Source organism: Aggregatibacter sp. HK296, assembly GCF_980469475.1.
The window spans coordinates 471,426-488,472 of the sequence record NZ_OZ413142.1 but is presented as its reverse complement, the minus strand read 5'-3'; the positions used below and the strand labels follow the sequence as shown (position 1 = coordinate 488,472).

Here is a 17,047-nt window from a genome sequence, read left to right as displayed (position 1 = left end):
ATGAGATAGGTAAGTTGAACAAAACGCAGCTAGGTTACTCTTTTTTTGTTTAGATGACCATCTTTTTTTATTAAAAAAAATAAGTCAACCTTTTTTCTGTAATAACTTGTCAATGACACGGGAAACTGCAAAAAATCCAAACGTCGCCGTAATCATCGTTGCTGCACCAAAACCATTGGCGCAATTCATGGAGGCTGACGCAGAGCAGTTTTCCCCCATTTGAGGAAAAATCAGTGGTTGAGTAGAAAAGACTGCCTCGATGGAAAATTTACGTTTTGGATTTTGCGTGAAATGATAATCCTTGCGTAAAACCGACCGCACTTTTGCCAGCAGTGGATCTTGAATGGTGCGGCTTAAATCGGCAATTTGAATTTGGCTTGGATCCGTTTGCCCACCTGCACCACCCACGGTGATAATTTTGATTTTATGGCGTTTACAGTAGGCAATTAACGCCGCTTTTGTTTTGACATTATCAATAGCATCAATGACATAATCGTAGCCTGCATGAAGATATTGGGATAAATTCTCAGCAGAAATAAAATCATCAATGACATTGACATCGCATTCGGGGTTAATCAATTTCACCCGTTGTTGCATAACCTCTGTTTTGAGCTGACCGATATTGCCTGTCAAGGCATGAATTTGGCGGTTAATATTCGTCACACAAATATCATCCATATCAATCATCGTGATTTTTCCCACGCCTGAGCGAGCAAGCGCTTCCACCGCCCAAGAGCCCACGCCACCGATACCAATAACACAAATATGTGCTTGGCGTAAACGGGATAAAGCCTCGGCGCCATATAAACGACCGATACCGCCGAAACGTTGTTCGTAATTATCCACGCGTGCCATTAGCGCAACACCCAAACGCGACCATAATGTTTTGACAGACCGGCAATATGACCAGCCTGATCACCGATCCCACGATATAAATCGAAATGGTGTCCGTTCACCGCACCGCCCACATCTAATGCCACCATCAAATGCAGTTTATGTTCTCCCGTCCAGTTGCCGCTATTGTCAATTTGCGGCACTTCGACGAGCAATACGCTGCCTAACGGAATCACACCACGGTCAGAGGCCACTGAAGCCATTGGCACTAACGGCACACCTGCCGCGCCCTTCACTTTGCCGTGCGGATCATTTTTAAAGAAGACATAAGACGGGTTACGTTCAAGCAAACTTTGAACCCGTGACGGATTTGCATTCGCCCAATCACGAATCGCCTGAATAGACATTTTTTCTTTCGGAATCTCACCGTCTTCCACCAATAAACGACCCACGGCGGCATACGGATAACCATTTTGACCGGCATACGCAAAATAATTCAAATTGCCTTCACCAAAATCGACGTAACCACTGCCTTGTACGCCAAGCAGGAAGTTATCGATCATGGAATCACTATACGCCAGTTCTAATCCTTTGCCCTTCAATGCACCGGCATAAATTTCAGCACGAGAAAAACGTTTTTGTGTCGGAAGCGCATAAATCGGTTGATTATATTTGCCTTGCTGTGTGCGGCGAGCATGAATCACCGGGGAATAATAGCCCGTCATTAACACGTTTTGATAGCCGTCAAAGCCTTTCATCACTTGCGAATGAATCCCAAAATTATTCAATTCGTTGACGTTTGCCCCAGCGAGCACCCAGGCGGTAACCTTGTCGTAAATTGGTGCAAAGTTACTACTTAATTTGCCGGAATAACTATGAATATTGGATAACTGCGCTAAAAAATCACCTTGGTTGATGACCGCACTTTTGTTCTCCACTTGATTTACGGGCGCCAAAATCGCTTGTTGATAGCTTCTGCCCTGATAAACAGCCCCGAATTTTTGTGGATCAACATCGGATGCTCCCGAATTACGCGACGTTTTGCCGCCATTGGAGGAACAAGAAGCCAAAAGTACAATGGCGGATAATGTTAACAATTTAGACCAAACAGTTTGATTAAGGCGCATACAAAATCCTAAATGAAAATAAACAAAATAAATGAGGGGCGAATTTTACACCAATTTATGCTGAATGAATATGCGCCTCGGGTGAGCGATAACAATAAAGTGCGGTAGATTTTCGACATATTTTTTCACATTTAGCCCGACGAAAAGAGATTTCATGTTTAAAAAAACAACATATCGGCTATTTTTATAACAAACACACATTATTTTTATGTTTAAACTTGCAATTCATTTTTAAACAGGTATATTTAGCGCCCTCTAACGCGGGGTGGAGCAGCTTGGTAGCTCGTCGGGCTCATAACCCGAAGGTCGTCGGTTCAAATCCGGCCCCCGCAACCAGATACAAAAAGAAAGGCATTCGTTTTTACGAATGCCTTTTTTCTTATCACCTAAACCGATTTCTTTTGTAATGCATCTAGCAGTTTCTGATGAATGCCACCAAAGCTGCCGTTCGACATCACCAAAATATGATCCGTCGGTTTGGCTTCAGCAACAATGAGATGAACAAAGTCATCCAAATTATCGCTGTCATACGCCGGCTGCGTTAAATGCGCTGCAATTTCCGCCACTTTCCATGGAATGGTGTCTGGTTGAAATAAAAATACGGCGTCCGCTTTCTCTAATGCCGGCGCGATATCCTCTTTATGTACGCCCATTTTCATGGTGTTAGAACGCGGTTCCAATACCGCCAAAATACGTTCATTTTGCCCCACTTTATCGCGAAGTGCAGTCAATGTAGCTTGTATTTCTGTTGGATGATGGGCGAAATCATCGTAAACCGTCACGCCCTGAACATTGCCCTTCACTTCCAAACGGCGTTTTGCGTTAATAAATGTCCCAAGTGCCGCACAGGCATTTTCAATACTCACGCCCGCATGATGCGCCGCCGCAATCGCCATTAAACCGTTCCGCATATTGTGCTCGCCTACAATATTCCAATGCACTTCCGCCACTTTTTCACCGTTATGGAACACGGCAAATTCCGTGCAATCGTGTTTAATGCGTTCCGCATACCATTCCTGATCGCGACCGACATATTGGCATTCAGACCAACAGCCCATTGATAAAGTTTGTTGTACGCTTTCTTCGTTTGCAAAAGACAGAATTCGCCCATTGTTTGGAATGGTGCGAATCATATGGTGGAACTGGCGTTGAATGGCTTTCAAATCGTCAAAAATATCTGCGTGATCAAAGCCTATATTATTAATAATCAACGTGCGCGGGTTGTAATGGACAAATTTAGAACGTTTATCAAAAAATGCCGTGTCATATTCATCCGCTTCAATGACGAAATACGGGCTATTACCTAAACGGGCAGAAATCCCGAAATTACCTGCAATGCCACCGATTAAAAAGCCCGGTTGCAAACCGTTTTGTTCCAAGATCCACGTCAGCATCCCGGTAGTGGTGGTTTTTCCATGGGTTCCTGATACCGCCAGAACCCAGCGATCACGTAATAAATGATCATGCAACCACTGTGGCCCTGAGGTATAAGGCAGGTTGTTTGCCAACATATATTCAATACAAGGATTACCGCGTTTCATGGCATTGCCCACAATCACCATATCCGGTGCCGGTTGCAGTTGGCTTGGGTCAAAGTGCGGTATGATTTCAATATTGTTTTCCACAAGGAACGTGCTCATCGGCGGATAAACGTTGGTGTCAGAGCCGGTGACGTGATAGCCCATTTGTTTGGCGATCATGGCAATACCGCCCATAAACGTGCCGCAAATACCTAAAATATGAACATGTTTGGTTGTCATTTGGAGTCCTTATTCATTCCAATTTCTGATGTAAAGGCGAAAAATGTGTTGTGAATCACAGAAATAGGAATCTTTTTAATCATCTGAAAACGAGGGTGTTATAATAAGGCAAGTTACGATTTGAGTAAATTTATTCATCAAATAAGGAAAAAGTATGAAAACGTTAGGCGAATTTATTGTAGAAAAACAAGCGGAATACCCAAATGCTAAAGGGGAATTAAGTGGCATTTTGTCCTCCATTCGCTTAGTGGCAAAAGTGATTCACCGGGATATCAACAAAGCCGGCTTAACTAACAATATTATCGGTAACTCCGGTGTAGAAAATGTGCAAGGCGAAGCGCAAATGAAATTAGACTTGTTCGCTCACAACACGATGAAACAAGCCCTTATGAGCCGCGAAGAAGTCGCCGGTTTTGCTTCCGAAGAAGAGGAAAATTTTATTGCCTTTGATACAGAGCGTGGTCGCAACGCAAAATACGTCATTTTAACCGACCCTCTGGACGGCTCCTCCAACATTGATGTGAACGTTGCCGTCGGTACCATCTTCTCCATTTATCGCCGCATTTCACCGGTAGGCACGCCAGTCACCTTAGAAGACTTCATGCAACCGGGCAATCGCCAAGTGGCTGCAGGTTATATCGTGTATGGTTCCTCCACCATGTTGGTTTATACCACAGGGAATGGCGTAAACGGCTTTACTTACGACCCGTCACTCGGTGTGTTCTGCCTATCTCATGAAAACATTCAAATTCCAAAAACCGGTAAAATTTATTCCATTAACGAAGGGCAATACCTCAAATTTCCGGTGGGCGTGAAAAAATACCTAAAATATTGCCAAGAAGAAGATAAAGAAACCCAACGTCCTTATACTTCTCGTTATATCGGTTCTTTGGTGTCCGACTTCCACCGCAACATGCTTAAAGGCGGTATCTATATTTATCCAAGCGCAACAAACTACCCGAACGGCAAATTGCGTTTACTCTATGAAGGCAACCCAATGGCATTCTTGGCAGAACAAGCCGGCGGCGTGGCAAGTGACGGTTATAACCGTATTTTGGATATTCAACCGACTGCATTACACCAACGCGTTCCGCTTTTCATCGGTTCTAGAGAAATGGTGAAAAAAGCCGAACAATTAATGCGTGATTTTAAAGAGTAGTCCATTAAGTGCGGTCAGAAAAAATAACGCATTTAGATAAACTTTCATAAAAAAACCTCCTCAGAATTGAGGAGGTTTTTTCTTACCTAAATAACGCATTACACCAAATACGCAAAACTCGCCCACAACGGCAAACTAGCTGTCATGAGTAAGAGAATAAGAAGACTGTTATAAGACAACGCCCATTTTTTGAAAACATGGATTGCCAACATGGCAGCCATCACTAAATGCAATAAGAGATAAAGCAGTAAAGCAAATTCGTTGCTAAAAACCACCGCACTTTGTTGGGAAAGAATGAATAAATTTGCTAATACAAAAAGCGCATTCAGTGCGAGGAACGCAATTGCCGCCAACATTAACAACGCGATAAATCCTTTTAAGCGGTTGCGGGAAATCACTAAGGCTAAATTCGCCAAAATAATTCCTAACAGGATTTGTGCTACAGGATTAAATTGAATGAAGTTTGCTTCATCAACCAGCATCAAGCCATAGCCAATGACACCCAACATACCGATGAAACCGGCGATTTTTAATAAGAGATGACGTAATTTATCCTCAAATGGTTGCTTCCATGTGATGATGGCCATTGCCAAGCCACAAAGGCAAACTAAATCCATGGGCACATTATGCTCATTCATTCCCACACTAAGCAAAAGCCAAACCAACCAAAAAAGCCCAAAATAAAGGTTTGCCAGCCCTAAACGGGAACGTTGTCCATTACAAATCTCACCTTTAATAAAGGCGATCAGACAAATCAGCTGTGCTGTTAATACACCAAGCGCCAAATGCGACATCACGTTAGGCTGTTGCTGCAACCCGAAAGCAAAAAAATCAATAACGAGTAACAAAAAAATGGGGAAGAAAGACAAAAGTGCGGTTAAAAATTTAGGTTGTTCTTCAGACATACGATTTCCTTGTGATAAACAAAGACAAAAATTGCCGTGCATTATGCAAGAATTCCCCAAAACGGTCAAAAGCGAGGACAAAAGTGCGGTTGAAAAACACAACGTTTTTTCAATTCTCACAAGGCAAAATAAAGTTATGATCTAAAACATGGTATTTTGCCCTTTCTCTCTCTAAAATAACGCAAAAATTCACCGCACTTTAAGGAACCTTATGCTGCTCAGCATTCTTTACATCATTGGTATCACCGCCGAAGCCATTACCGGCGCCCTTGCCGCAGGTCGAGAGAAAATGGATATCTTCGGCGTCGTTATTATTGCCAGCATGACCGCTATCGGAGGGGGCTCTGTGCGCGATGTGCTCTTAGGGCATTATCCGCTTGGGTGGGTAAAACATCCCGAATATTTTATTATCGTGGCCTCGGCTGCGGTGTTAACGGTATTTATCGCGCCTTTTATTCGCCATTTCATGCGTTATTTTCACACCATTTTCTTGGTGCTGGATGCCGTTGGGCTTATCGTATTTTCCATTATTGGTGCCCAAATCGCGTTAGATATGGGGCACGGCACGACAATCGCCGTAATTGCCGCCATTATTACCGGCGCATTCGGCGGGGTGTTGCGTGATTTATTGTGTAATCGTATTCCACTCGTGTTCCAGAAAGAGCTATACGCCAGCGTGGCATTATTGGCGACAGCTATTTACATCGGTCTACAACATCTACAGGTAGATCAAAACATCGTCATTATCATTACCTTGATTGTCGGCTTTATTACCCGCTTACTGGCAATTTACTTTGAATGGGGCCTGCCGATTTTTGATTATCAAGAACAAGATATTTCAACGCATCATAAAGACGACAAATTACCGCAAAAAATGAAATAGGAGAAAAGATGTCCGTCAATTTAATTGAAATGGGAAAACAGGCGAAAGAGGCAGCCTTTGTGCTTTCCCAACTTTCCCAACACGAAAAAAATCAAGCCTTAGCGTTTATCGCCGAGCAATTAGAACAAGAACAAGCTCGTATCTTAGCCGCCAATGCACAGGACATTGAAGCCGCTAAACAAAACGGTTTATCCGACGCCATTATTGATCGTTTATTGTTAACGCCTGAGCGTTTACAGGGCATCGCTAATGACGTGCGCCATGTGATTTCTTTGGCGGATCCCGTTGGGCAACTTATTGACGGTGGTGTGTTGGATAGCGGGATCAAGATTGAACGTATTCGCGTGCCTTTAGGGGTTATCGGTACGATCTACGAAGCGCGTCCGAATGTGACGATTGATGTAGCAAGTCTTTGTTTAAAAACCGGCAACGCCGTTATTCTACGCGGCGGCAAAGAAACACAACATTCTAATAAAATCTTGGTGGACGTGGTGCAAACCGCCTTAGCGCGTGCCGGCTTACCTAAAGCGGCAGTTCAAGCCATTACTGATCCCGATCGCGCTCTGGTCATGGAATTACTGAAATTAGACCAATATGTCGACATGGTCATCCCTCGTGGCGGTGCAGCATTGCATCAATTGGCAAAAGAACATTCAACCATTCCGGTGATTGTCGGCGGTATCGGCGTTTGCCATATGTTCATTGAGGAAACCGCCGATTTGGAAAAAGCACTGCCGGTAATTTTCAATGCAAAAACACAACGTCCAAGCACCTGTAACACCTTGGAAACGCTGTTGGTACAACGCAGCATTGCAAATGACTTTTTACCTAAACTGGCAGAAACGTTGAAAGAGAAAGACGTAAAATTACACGCAGATCCGACCGCACTTTTCTTGTTGCAAAAAGCCGGTGCCAATGTGGTGCCATTAGTGGAAGCCGAACTGAAACAAGAATGGCTGTCATTGGATTTAAATGTAGTTATCGTCGAAGATTTAACACAAGCCGTCGCCCATATTCGTCAATATGGCAGTCAACACTCCGACAGTATTTTGACCTCTTCGCAAAAGCAGGCCCAGCAATTTATCGCACAAATGGATTCGGCAGCGGTTTATGTCAACGCAAGTACCCGCTTTACTGACGGCGGACAATTTGGTTTAGGCGCAGAAGTGGCGGTAAGCACACAAAAATTACACGCACGCGGCCCAATGGGATTAGAGGCGCTCACCACCTATAAATGGGTGTGCGTAGGCGATTATTCGATCCGTTCTTAAAAATATAGGAATTTTTTAGATATTATTTAAAAATCAAAATTAATTGTTTGACAAAACTCCGGTAAATCAGTATTTGTAGAGTAAACACACAAATCATACTTATTTATCGGAGTTTTTTTATGTCTCATCTTTCAGTCGCTAAATTCGGTGGCACCAGTGTCGCCAACTACCCCGCCATGCAATCTTGCGCCAATATCGTGATTGCTGATCCCAATACTCGCGTTGTTGTCCTGTCTGCTTCCGCAGGCGTCACCAACTTATTGGTCGCCTTAGCAAACGGTTGCGAAGAACCGGAACGCAATAAATTGCTGAATGAAGTGCGTCAAATTCAAGAAAACATTTTGACAGAATTAAAAGACGACAGTCGTGTGCGTCCGAAAATTGAAGCCTTACTGGCGAACATCACCTCATTAGCGGAAGCTGCTAATTTAGCCACCTCCTTGGCATTAACCGATGAATTAATCAGCCACGGTGAAATGATGTCTTCCTTGATTTTTGTGGAAGTGTTGCGCGAATTACAAATTGAAGCCACTTGGTTGGATGTGCGTACTATTGTTGCCACCAACAGCCATTTCGGCAAGGCCGCACCAAACGATGAACAAACGCGCCAAAACTGCGATAACCTATTGAAGCCCTTAATCGAGCGTGGAGAATTAGTCATTACCCAAGGTTTTATCGGTCGTGATGAGCAAGGTAAAACCACCACATTAGGGCGTGGCGGTAGCGACTATTCTGCCGCCCTACTCGCTGAAGTGCTCAATGCGCAAGATGTGTTAATTTGGACCGATGTTGCCGGTATTTACACCACCGATCCTCGCATCGTGTCAAACGCACAACGCATTGATACCATGAGTTTTTCCGAAGCTGCGGAAATGGCAACCTTCGGTGCGAAAGTATTGCACCCGGCAACCTTACTCCCTGCCGTGCGTAGCAATATCCCAGTCTATGTCGGTTCCAGCAAAGCGCCACAAGAAGGCGGCACTTGGGTGACCCGCAATCCTCAACCTCGCCCGACGTTCCGTGCAATCGCCTTACGTCGTGACCAAACCTTGCTCACACTCTCCAGCTTAAATATGCTGTATGCACAAGGTTTCTTAGCCAATATTTTCACGATTTTAGCCAAACATAAAATCTCCGTAGACACCATCACAACATCAGAAGTGAGCGTTGCCTTAACCTTGGATAAAATGGGTTCAGCCTCTTCCGGCACCGGCTTACTCTCCCAGGAGTTAATAGACGAATTAAGCCAATTCTGCACAGTGAAAGTGGATACCGGCTTATCTTTAGTCGCCTTAATCGGTAACGAACTCCATACGGCTTCCGGTGTTGCTAAACGTATTTTTGAAACATTGGATGCGTACAACATCCGCATGATCAGCTACGGCGCCAGCACCAACAATATTTGCTTGTTGGCAGACAGCGATAAAGCCGATGACATTGTTCGTTTGCTACATAAGGCATTATTTGAATAAAAACATTTGAAAAAAGGACCGCACTTTTAAGTATCAATAAAAACTTAAAGTGCGGTCTTTTTTTAGGAATTTTTTTACAACAATTAGAACGGTAACAAATTTCAGGCACAAAAAAAGCCGCTCTCGCGACTGTTTCTTACTGTTATTTTCTCTACCATAAAATGGTGCCCGAGGCCAGACTTGAACTGGCACGCCTCGAAAGGCGAGGGATTTTAAATCCCTTGTGTCTACCGATTCCACCACTCGGGCTGAGTGATTTACTAACTGCGTTGGATGGTTATGGAGGCGTGTCCCGGAGTCGAACCGAGCTACATGGATTTGCAATCCAGTGCATAACCGCTTTGCTAACACGCCGTTAGTTTGGAGCGGGAAACGAGGCTCGAACTCGCGACCCCGACCTTGGCAAGGTCGTGCTCTACCAACTGAGCTATTCCCGCATCTGCTGTTAGTGCGCTGCATTTTACTGACTTCTCTAAAACTGTCAACAAACAATTTCAGAAATCAGTGAGTTTGTTGAAAAAAACTGCAAAATATTAAAATTTAACGGCATTTCATTTTAATTTTTGCAATCAAGGTGTTAGAAAATCTCCTTTTATCAAAAAGAACTTTATGCCAAAATGAAATCCGCTTTTTCTTAAAGTGCGGTGCAAAATTTTTTTATTTTCTCGGAGAGATTTATGACGCAAAAATATGCAATTGATACCTTATTAGCCCAAGCAGGAAATCGCACTGACGAACGTACAGGCGCTGTTTCCACCCCGATTTTTCTTTCTACCGCCTACGGCCATCACGGTATTGGTGAAAGCACGGGATTTGACTATACCCGAACCAAAAATCCAACGCGTGCCGTACTCGAAGAAACCATTGCTCAGTTAGAAAAAGGTGAACGTGGATTTGCCTGCTCTTCCGGCATGGCGGCTATTCAATTATTGATGTCGTTATTTACCGCACCGGATGAATGGATTGTTTCCAGTGACGTCTATGGCGGTACTTATCGCTTATTGGATTTTTACTATAAAAACACCCACGGTGTTAAACCGGTTTATGTGAACACAGCTTCTGTGCAAGATATTGAAGCCGCAATTACCCCGAATACAAAAGCGATTTTTATTGAAACACCCTCCAATCCATTAATGGAAGAATGCGATGTGGATGCCATTGCAAAGGTAGCGAAAAAGCATAATTTATTACTGATCGTTGATAATACATTTTTAACACCGATGCTGTTCCGCCCGATGGAACATGGTGCGGATATTGTGGTTCACAGCGGCACAAAATACCTTGCAGGACATAATGATGTTTTAGTCGGTTTAATCGTAGCCAAAGGAAAAGAACTTTGCGATCGACTGTTTTATATTCAGAACGGCGCCGGCCCTGTGTTATCACCGTTTGACTCTTGGTTAACCATTCGTGGCATGAAAACCTTGGCTCTTCGTATGCAACGTCATCAAGAAAATGCGACCGCCGTTGCCGACTTTTTACGTCAACAGCCACAAGTAAAAGATGTGTTGTACCCAAATAAAGGCGGCATGTTGTCTTTCCGTTTACAAAATGAAGCTTGGGTAAATACGTTCTTGAAAGCAATTAAACTCATCACCTTTGCCGAAAGCCTTGGAGGCACAGAAAGTTTCATCACCTATCCGGCAACTCAAACACACATGGATATTCCGGAAGCCGAACGCATTGCACGTGGGATCACGAATGATCTGTTACGTTTTTCCGTTGGTTTAGAAAATATAGAAGATATTAAAGCAGATTTAGCGCAGGCATTCGCTCAATTAAAATAAACTCAACGTATTGGGAGGGCAAAATGAAAGTTGCAGTATATAGTACGAAAAGTTACGACCGAAAATATTTAGAGTTAATTAATGCTAAGTATGGTTTGGAATTAGAATTTTATGATTTCATGCTCAGTGAACGCACGGCAAAAATGGCGGAACACTGTGAAGCCGTATGTATTTTCGTGAATGATGACGGCAGCCGAAAAGTGTTGGAAAAACTCGCCGCACTTGGGGTAAAAATTATTGCTTTACGTTGCGCCGGATTTAACAACGTGGACTTAAAAGCAGCTCAAGAACTTGGCTTAACGGTCGTTCGCGTACCAGCCTATTCTCCAGAAGCCGTGGCAGAACATACTGTCGGCTTGATGATGACATTAAATCGCCGCATCCATCGTGCTTACCAGCGCACTCGTGAAGCCAACTTTTCTCTGGAAGGTTTGATTGGTTTTAACATGCATGGCCGAACCGTCGGCGTAGTCGGCACAGGGAAAATCGGCCTTGCCGTGATTCGCATTCTCAAAGGTTTTGGCATGCAAATTTTAGCCTACGATCCGTTTAAAAATCCCCTAGCAGAGGAGTTAGGCGTGGAATATGTCACCTTAGATGAGCTGTATCATCGTTCCCACGTGATCACATTACATTGCCCGGCGACACCGGAAAACTACCATCTGCTCAATCGTGACGCCTTTGCCAAAATGAAAGACGGTGTCATGATCATCAACACCAGTCGTGGCACGCTCATTGATACGCAAGCAGCTATTGATGCGTTAAAACAACGTAAAATCGGTGCATTGGGCATGGATGTCTATGAAAATGAACGGGATTTATTCTTTGAGGATAAATCAAACGAAGTGATTCAAGATGATGTTTTCCGTCGTTTATCCTCCTGTCACAACGTATTGTTAACCGGACACCAAGCGTTTTTAACGGAAGAAGCACTCACCAGCATTGCTGACGTTACCTTATCGAATATTTACAACATCGGTAAAGGCAAGCCTTGCGACAATGTAGTTTTGCCTTCTTAGCTTTTAGCGATTAAACTAATACATGTTATTCGCTATGCGCTATGTTATTATGCGCAAGTTTTAAATAACAAGACATTAACAAATTAAGGAAAGAATATGAGTGAAGTATTACATTCCAGCGATGCGACTTTCGTTGCAGACGTATTAAATTCAGACGTGCCGGTATTATTAGATTTCTGGGCACCATGGTGTGGTCCTTGCAAAATGATTGCCCCAATCCTTGACGATTTAGCAGCCGAATTTGATGGTAAAGTGAAAATTGTGAAAATCAATATTGATGACAACCAAACGACCCCAATGCAATTCGGTGTGCGCAGTATCCCAACATTACTTTTATTTAAAGACGGTAAACCAGTTGCCACTCAAGTGGGTGCATTACCAAAAAATCAATTGGCTGCATTTATCAACCAAAATATTTAATTGAAACATAAAAAAACGCCAAGCTTTTGCTTGGCGTTTTTGTTTTCTGCCGTTTAAAGTGCAGTCATTTTTTTCAGTATTTTCAAAATGCACGGAAAATCCACCGCACTTTACTTCATTTCACGCAACCGTTTTAAAATACCTTTCATTTTATCATCCAACTGCGCTGTCAAACGCAACGTTTCACCACTGTGCGGATGTTCAAAACGAATAGAATACGCATGCAAGAATAAACGATTCAAACCTAATTCGACCATTTGTTGATCGAATACTTTGTCGCCATATTTACTATCTAAAGCAATGGGATGTCCTGCATATTGCGTATGCACGCGGATTTGATGGGTTCGCCCGGTGACCGGTGACGCTTTAACCAACGTGGCATTAACATAACGCTCTTCCACAGAAAAACGGGTTTCCGACGGTTTACCTTGTTCACTGACTTTCACAATGCGCTCGCCGCTCGACAGCTCATTTTTCAACAGCGGTGCCTGCACCACTTTACAGTGTGATTGCCACTGCCCACGTACCAACGCCAAATAATCCTTTTGGATCGTTTTTTCACGCAACTGTTCATGTAAATGACGTAAAGCAGAACGCTTTTTCGCTACCAATAAAATCCCCGAGGTATCGCGATCCAAACGATGAACCAATTCCAAGAAACGCGCCTCCGGACGAAGTGCGCGTAATGCCTCAATCACACCAAAATCTAGCCCACTTCCCCCATGCACGGCGATACCGGAAGGTTTATTAAGCACCAATAAGTAATTGTCTTCAAAAATAATGTGTTGTTCTAATTGGGCGACTTTAGTGAGTTTCTGAGAAACGGTGTCCTGTGCTTTTTCTGCCACACGCACAGGCGGAATTCGTACCACATCCTCGGCTTGCAATTTATATTCCGGCTTGCTTCTGCCTTTATTCACCCGCACTTCGCCTTTGCGTACAATGCGATAAATCAGACTTTTAGGTACGCCTTTTAAGCGCGCAAGGAGAAAATTATCCAATCGCTGACCGGCTTCATCATCGCTTATGGTAAGAAATTGCACGTTCGGGTTAACTACTTTTTCATTCATCTTGTGTTTATTACGATCTTTTACAGAAAAATTGGCGTGCATCATAGCATATTGCACGGCGAGTTTGAATGTTGCAAAGAATCGTCCCAAAAGGCTGAAACGCCTTGCTAAAAATCCCCATTCAAGCGATAATAATGCGCCTTTTTGAGTCATAAAAAAGGCTTTAAAATAAACACGTTATCATTGATAGAATACAATGCAGCATCCGGCATAAGACGTTGTTATTACAATGATTTTTAACCATCAATATGAGCGACAGCTTGCAAACCATTTTTTAACCGGTTTTGTTTTTATTCACATATCAAGATGATATGAGTGTGAATAAGGTTGCCAATGCGCCCAGCAGATGACAGTCGGGAAGACGGACATTCTGCGACAGACACGAGGTCGGCGACTAAGCAAAGTGCGGTCATTTTTGATGACGTATTTTTAGGGTATAAACCCCTTTCGATAAAAGAGAAAACGAATGAAAAGAATGTTAATCAACGCGACTCAAAAAGAAGAGTTGCGCGTTGCGTTAGTCGATGGACAACGCTTATTTGACTTGGATATTGAAAGTCCTGGTCACGAACAGAAAAAAGCTAATATTTACAAAGGGAAAATCACTCGTGTTGAACCGAGTTTAGAAGCTGCTTTTGTGGATTATGGCGCAGAACGTCACGGTTTTTTACCGTTAAAAGAAATTGCACGTGAATATTTCCCGGCTGACTATGTCTATCAAGGTCGTCCGAATATTCGCGATATTATTTCTGAAGGACAAGAAGTTATTGTTCAAGTGAACAAAGAAGAGCGCGGCAATAAAGGTGCTGCGTTGACAACCTTTGTTTCCTTAGCCGGAAGTTATTTGGTGATCATGCCAAATAACCCGCGTGCCGGTGGTATTTCCCGCCGCATTGAAGGCGATGAACGTTTGGAATTAAAAGATGCCTTGAGTTCTTTGGATGTGCCTGAGGGTGTCGGTTTAATCGTGCGCACCGCCGGTGTAGGTAAATCCCCGGAAGAATTACAATGGGACTTAAAAGTTCTGTTACATCACTGGGAAGCTATTAAACAGGCGTCACAAAGTCGTCCGGCTCCTTTCTTAATTCATCAAGAAAGTGACGTTATCGTTCGTGCGATTCGCGACTATTTGCGTCGTGACATCGGCGAAATTCTGATTGATAGCCCGAAAGTCTATGAAAAAGCGAAAGCACACATCAAATTAGTGCGTCCGGATTTCATTAATCGAGTGAAATTATATCAAGGCGAAGTACCGCTGTTCAGTCATTATCAAATCGAATCCCAAATTGAATCCGCTTTCCAACGTGAAGTGCGTTTACCTTCCGGCGGTTCTATTGTCATTGACGCCACTGAAGCCTTAACAGCCATTGATATTAACTCCGCGCGTTCTACCCGTGGCGGCGATATTGAAGAAACCGCATTAAACACTAACCTTGAAGCTGCAGATGAAATTGCTCGTCAACTGCGCTTACGTGACTTAGGCGGTTTAATCGTTATCGACTTCATTGACATGACGCCGGTGCGCCATCAGCGTGAAGTGGAAAACCGCATCCGTGATGCCGTACGCCAAGATCGCGCACGTATTCAAATTAGTCGTATTTCCCGCTTCGGTTTGTTGGAAATGTCACGCCAACGTTTGAGTCCGTCATTAGGTGAATCCTCTCATCACGTCTGCCCGCGTTGCCAAGGCACCGGTAAAATCCGTGATAATGAATCACTTTCACTTTCTATCTTGCGTTTATTGGAAGAAGAAGCGTTAAAAGAAAATACCAAACAGGTTCACACCATCGTTCCGGTACAAATTGCTTCTTACTTATTAAACGAAAAACGTAAAGCTATTCATAGCATCGAAAAACGCCATGATGTCGATATTATCGTGGTGCCAAACGAAGCCATGGAAACACCTAACTTCAGTGTGTTCCGTGTTCGTGACGGCGAAGAAGTGAATGAGTTAAGCTACAATTTGGCAAAATTACATCAAGATCAAGATGAAACCTTTGCAGCAGAGGAATCTTTGGTTTCCCGCAATATTGACGCAACACCGGCAGAAATACCTGCGGTGGAAAGTGCGGCAGTTTCTTTGGCCATTACAATGCCTGCACCGGAGCCGGTTGAACGTAAAGCGCCGAAAGCGCCATCTTTGTTAAGCCGTTTATTCGCTGCGTTAAAAGGTTTATTTGCTTCTGAGCCGAAACAAGAAGAAAAAAATAAGAAAGCACGTTCGAATAATAGAAACGGTAACAACCGTAATCGTCGCAATCAAGATCGTCGTAACAACCGTCGTGTTCGCAACGAAAACGTGGAAAACGTTGTTGAAGAACAAAGTGCGGATAAAGCGGAAGCGAGAAATCGTTACCAAGAGCGCAACGCTAAACGTAATCGTAAACCTGAAGTGATTGAAGAAATCATTAAACCTGAATCTTCTACCCCGGTTACCGAAGAAAAGGCTGAACCTGCACAACGTCGTCAACGTCGCGACTTACGCAAAAAAGTCCGCCTTTATGATGAAACAAATGAGCTTCCGGTTTCTCAAACAGAAAACATTTCCTTTGCTGAAAATACACATGTTGTGCGCGATGCCGAAGAAGCTGTTACGTCAGCAGAAGTAGTTGAAATGCCAAACGAAACTGAACGCAGTCGTGATAATTCCCGTCAACGTCGTTTACCACGCCATTTACGCGTGAATAATCAACGCCGTCGTCGCAACCAACAGGAAAAATCACCAATGCCATTATTTGCTGCGGTCGCTTCTCCTGAGTTAGCCAGCGGTAAAGTTTGGATCGATATGTCGCAAGTAAATCAACCGAAAGAAACACCATTCTTATCTGTTGATGAACTACTTGAACAGCAAAATCAATCTAGTGCTGAAACTGAGAAAAGCATTACTGTGCCTGCCTTAGACATGATCGTTGAGAAAGCAAAAAATGAAGTTCAGCCGTTAACTGAATTTATTACCCAACCGGCAAATGAGTCTGTTGAGAAAAAAATTCAGGCGTCTTTAGAACGTTTAAACAATAACGTGACGTCAGAACCAACTGCGGCAATCGCAGAACAGCTTGAACCGAAAGCCGAGCATGATGTGAAATTTATGGCCGAAATTGACCGCACTTATGTGTTCAATGGACGTGTTGGAACCTTCTCTGCGGTAGCTCACACTAAAGCGGAAGCGACATTAGCGAAAGCCTCGGATGAGCCAATCACAACATATCCGGTGCAAGAATGGCAAGAATCCCGCTATTATTTCTACGGTAAAGGCGCTGCAGGACATCATACGGCAATCAGCCATGTCTACGCAGAACCAACAAAAGCCGAGTCTGAAAACTAGTCGTTTGAAAATAAA

13 protein-coding genes and 4 tRNA genes are annotated in these 17,047 nt (G+C 43.6%); 9 read left to right on the top strand and 8 right to left on the bottom strand.

What is annotated here, in order from left to right:
- Positions 1-84 precede the first annotated feature (84 nt).
- Both tcdA and mltA read right to left on the bottom strand, forming a co-directional pair.
- Entirely contained in the window at positions 85-855 is a 771-nt protein-coding gene (gene tcdA / locus AC30SH_RS02435; RefSeq protein WP_489582076.1) for a tRNA cyclic N6-threonylcarbamoyladenosine(37) synthase TcdA, read from the bottom strand.
- Positions 855-1,961 (bottom strand): murein transglycosylase A, encoded by a 1,107-nt coding sequence (gene mltA, locus AC30SH_RS02430; protein WP_489582075.1) that lies wholly within the window; start codon positions 1,959-1,961, stop codon positions 855-857. Before mltA ends, tcdA begins: the two co-directional genes overlap by 1 nt.
- Positions 1,962-2,220: 259 nt before the next feature.
- Here mltA and AC30SH_RS02425 point away from each other — a divergent pair.
- Positions 2,221-2,297, top strand: a tRNA-Met gene (locus AC30SH_RS02425).
- A 50-nt stretch (positions 2,298-2,347) separates the two neighbouring features.
- Here AC30SH_RS02425 and mpl read toward each other — a convergent pair.
- Positions 2,348-3,721: a UDP-N-acetylmuramate:L-alanyl-gamma-D-glutamyl-meso-diaminopimelate ligase gene (gene mpl / locus AC30SH_RS02420; protein WP_489582074.1), complete on the bottom strand. Its 1,374-nt coding sequence runs from the start codon at positions 3,719-3,721 to the stop codon at positions 2,348-2,350.
- 154 nt (positions 3,722-3,875) lie between these two features.
- Between mpl and fbp the strand changes: the two genes are divergently transcribed.
- Complete coding sequence (fbp, locus tag AC30SH_RS02415) at positions 3,876-4,880, top strand: class 1 fructose-bisphosphatase (protein WP_006719080.1); 1,005 nt, start codon at positions 3,876-3,878, stop codon at positions 4,878-4,880.
- 98 nt (positions 4,881-4,978) lie between these two features.
- Here the strand turns inward: fbp and AC30SH_RS02410 are convergent, their stop codons facing one another.
- Positions 4,979-5,785 carry a hypothetical protein gene (locus AC30SH_RS02410; RefSeq protein ID WP_489582073.1) on the bottom strand — a complete coding sequence of 269 codons (807 nt, stop codon included), beginning with the start codon at positions 5,783-5,785 and terminating at the stop codon, positions 4,979-4,981.
- A 211-nt stretch (positions 5,786-5,996) separates the two neighbouring features.
- Between AC30SH_RS02410 and AC30SH_RS02405 the strand changes: the two genes are divergently transcribed.
- The 3 genes from AC30SH_RS02405 to lysC all read left to right on the top strand — a co-directional run bounded on the left by AC30SH_RS02405 (position 5,997) and on the right by lysC (position 9,411).
- Positions 5,997-6,668 carry a trimeric intracellular cation channel family protein gene (locus AC30SH_RS02405; RefSeq protein ID WP_111305298.1) on the top strand — a complete coding sequence of 224 codons (672 nt, stop codon included), beginning with the start codon at positions 5,997-5,999 and terminating at the stop codon, positions 6,666-6,668.
- A gap of 8 nt (positions 6,669-6,676) precedes the next feature.
- Positions 6,677-7,939 carry a glutamate-5-semialdehyde dehydrogenase gene (proA, locus tag AC30SH_RS02400; RefSeq protein WP_489582072.1) on the top strand — a complete coding sequence of 421 codons (1,263 nt, stop codon included), beginning with the start codon at positions 6,677-6,679 and terminating at the stop codon, positions 7,937-7,939.
- A 119-nt stretch (positions 7,940-8,058) separates the two neighbouring features.
- Positions 8,059-9,411 (top strand): lysine-sensitive aspartokinase 3, encoded by a 1,353-nt coding sequence (gene lysC / locus AC30SH_RS02395; protein ID WP_489582071.1) that lies wholly within the window; start codon positions 8,059-8,061, stop codon positions 9,409-9,411.
- A 162-nt stretch (positions 9,412-9,573) separates the two neighbouring features.
- On the opposite strand, the gene AC30SH_RS02390 is transcribed toward lysC, so the two are convergent.
- The 3 genes from AC30SH_RS02390 to AC30SH_RS02380 all read right to left on the bottom strand — a co-directional run bounded on the left by AC30SH_RS02390 (position 9,574) and on the right by AC30SH_RS02380 (position 9,848).
- Positions 9,574-9,660 (bottom strand) — tRNA-Leu (locus tag AC30SH_RS02390).
- Between the two features lie 31 nt (positions 9,661-9,691).
- Positions 9,692-9,765 (bottom strand) — tRNA-Cys (locus AC30SH_RS02385).
- Between the two features lie 7 nt (positions 9,766-9,772).
- Positions 9,773-9,848, bottom strand: a tRNA-Gly gene (locus AC30SH_RS02380).
- Between the two features lie 240 nt (positions 9,849-10,088).
- Between AC30SH_RS02380 and AC30SH_RS02375 the strand changes: the two genes are divergently transcribed.
- The 3 genes from AC30SH_RS02375 to trxA all read left to right on the top strand — a co-directional run bounded on the left by AC30SH_RS02375 (position 10,089) and on the right by trxA (position 12,637).
- On the top strand, positions 10,089-11,198 hold the full coding sequence (locus tag AC30SH_RS02375; RefSeq protein ID WP_489582070.1) for a methionine biosynthesis PLP-dependent protein: 1,110 nt from the start codon (positions 10,089-10,091) through the stop codon (positions 11,196-11,198).
- Positions 11,199-11,221: 23 nt separating this feature from the next.
- Complete coding sequence (locus tag AC30SH_RS02370) at positions 11,222-12,217, top strand: 2-hydroxyacid dehydrogenase (RefSeq protein WP_489582069.1); 996 nt, start codon at positions 11,222-11,224, stop codon at positions 12,215-12,217.
- Positions 12,218-12,313: 96 nt separating this feature from the next.
- Positions 12,314-12,637 (top strand): thioredoxin, encoded by a 324-nt coding sequence (gene trxA / locus AC30SH_RS02365; protein WP_489582068.1) that lies wholly within the window; start codon positions 12,314-12,316, stop codon positions 12,635-12,637.
- 110 nt (positions 12,638-12,747) lie between these two features.
- Here trxA and rluC read toward each other — a convergent pair whose 3' ends face one another.
- On the bottom strand, positions 12,748-13,707 hold the full coding sequence (rluC, locus tag AC30SH_RS02360) for a 23S rRNA pseudouridine(955/2504/2580) synthase RluC (RefSeq protein ID WP_489582393.1): 960 nt from the start codon (positions 13,705-13,707) through the stop codon (positions 12,748-12,750).
- A gap of 466 nt (positions 13,708-14,173) precedes the next feature.
- On the opposite strand from rluC, the gene rne reads away from it, so the two are divergent.
- Positions 14,174-17,032, top strand: a complete 2,859-nt coding sequence (rne, locus tag AC30SH_RS02355; protein ID WP_489582067.1) for a ribonuclease E — start codon at positions 14,174-14,176, stop codon at positions 17,030-17,032.
- The last annotated feature ends 15 nt before the right edge of the window (positions 17,033-17,047 follow it).

Coding starts and splice junctions, on each gene's coding strand:
- tcdA (WP_489582076.1), bottom strand. CDS start 855: ATGGCACGCGTGGATAATTACGAACAACGTTTCGGCGGTATCGGTCGT.
- mltA (WP_489582075.1), bottom strand. CDS start 1,961: ATGCGCCTTAATCAAACTGTTTGGTCTAAATTGTTAACATTATCCGCC.
- mpl (WP_489582074.1), bottom strand. CDS start 3,721: ATGACAACCAAACATGTTCATATTTTAGGTATTTGCGGCACGTTTATG.
- fbp (WP_006719080.1), top strand. CDS start 3,876: ATGAAAACGTTAGGCGAATTTATTGTAGAAAAACAAGCGGAATACCCA.
- AC30SH_RS02410 (WP_489582073.1), bottom strand. CDS start 5,785: ATGTCTGAAGAACAACCTAAATTTTTAACCGCACTTTTGTCTTTCTTC.
- AC30SH_RS02405 (WP_111305298.1), top strand. CDS start 5,997: ATGCTGCTCAGCATTCTTTACATCATTGGTATCACCGCCGAAGCCATT.
- proA (WP_489582072.1), top strand. CDS start 6,677: ATGTCCGTCAATTTAATTGAAATGGGAAAACAGGCGAAAGAGGCAGCC.
- lysC (WP_489582071.1), top strand. CDS start 8,059: ATGTCTCATCTTTCAGTCGCTAAATTCGGTGGCACCAGTGTCGCCAAC.
- AC30SH_RS02375 (WP_489582070.1), top strand. CDS start 10,089: ATGACGCAAAAATATGCAATTGATACCTTATTAGCCCAAGCAGGAAAT.
- AC30SH_RS02370 (WP_489582069.1), top strand. CDS start 11,222: ATGAAAGTTGCAGTATATAGTACGAAAAGTTACGACCGAAAATATTTA.
- trxA (WP_489582068.1), top strand. CDS start 12,314: ATGAGTGAAGTATTACATTCCAGCGATGCGACTTTCGTTGCAGACGTA.
- rluC (WP_489582393.1), bottom strand. CDS start 13,707: ATGAATGAAAAAGTAGTTAACCCGAACGTGCAATTTCTTACCATAAGC.
- rne (WP_489582067.1), top strand. CDS start 14,174: ATGAAAAGAATGTTAATCAACGCGACTCAAAAAGAAGAGTTGCGCGTT.